We start from the raw sequence: 1,125 nt of genomic DNA, 5'->3' as shown, positions 1-1,125 counted from the left end.
GACACCGAGAGTGCTGACACCGAGAGTTCAGTCAATGGTGCTTCAGGCATTGAGACTTCTGATGAGGAGCCGCGTTCTGAGCATCAGGATCCGTCAATAGTTATTCAGCAACAAAATGAACTGATAACCCAACTTCGACTGGAATTAGCAAACCAAACTGCAACAAAGGAGGCTGGTGCAACAGGAGGAGCCACAGGAGGAGCCACAGGAGGAGCAAAAGGATGCCCCATTTGTTTCAAGTCAGTGGGAGATATTATGGTGTTACAAAGTTGCGGACACGCTGGCTTTTGCGAAAATTGTGCTCGGCGAATTATAGATGAGCAGAGGGACTGTCCCTTTTGCAGGGAAAGACCGCTATCATACTTGAGGGTCATCTTTATGTCTCATCATTGAATGTGTGCACAGTGCTATATGTCGTGTGTAATAAGCGGGGTTAAGCTGCCTGTTGCAAAAGCCTTGAATAAGCGAGCCTGCAAGGCTTCCTTATGCGACAGCGGTTTATTTGTTGTGGATAAATTGCAGCTCAATAATGCAGTTATGTAAACAAATTCAGGTGAACGTATGACCTTAGGACATTCCTTTAAGACGATTTTGTGTTCAGTGATTTTGTTTTTTTATCAGCAGGGGCTGGCAAATGACACCCATGATCTTGAAGAATATCGTGAGTATCAAAAAAAAAACTGGAGACCGCCTTCAGAAATACAACAAAGGCAAACAGGTCAACCCGTCATATGCCCACTTGAAAACATCCGTATTGGCTTTGTCAGGCTTAATCTGCAATCTGAGGACGTATTTGGAGATGGGCGGCTGGAAATCTGTGAAGATTACGAGGTTTCTGAGCAAGACTTTAACCGTATGATCAACTTTTATTTTAATTATGTGGAGATGCCTTTTCGAAAAGTTCGCATTCAAAGGGCATTAAGATTAATACATCGTATATTCGCTATAAATATAAAGAAGACCAATGGACATAGAGCGGATGACAAAGAACTCATCAATACAACGGCAAAAAGCCTCTTTGAACAATTATTTTTGTCTGAAAACACAGAGGGTGCCAGTAATCCTTCTTTCCAATATTTCTATGGTTTAGCGAAACGCCAACATAATTATGTCGGTGTTAATAAC

2 protein-coding genes are annotated in these 1,125 nt (G+C 42.2%); both read left to right on the top strand.

What is annotated here, in order from left to right:
- Positions 1–393: RING finger protein (locus KDK17_RS15380; RefSeq protein WP_257288453.1), on the top strand; the 393-nt coding region annotated here is incomplete at its 5' end.
- Between the two features lie 207 nt (positions 394–600).
- On the top strand, positions 601–1,125 hold a 525-nt coding region (locus tag KDK17_RS15375; RefSeq protein WP_257288452.1), incomplete at its 3' end, for a hypothetical protein.

This window comes from Endozoicomonas sp. SESOKO2 (assembly GCF_024606245.1).
GTDB lineage: Bacteria > Pseudomonadota > Gammaproteobacteria > Pseudomonadales > Endozoicomonadaceae > Endozoicomonas_A.
Note: the sequence above shows the minus strand (reverse complement) of the source record. Positions and strands in the feature narration are given on the sequence as shown.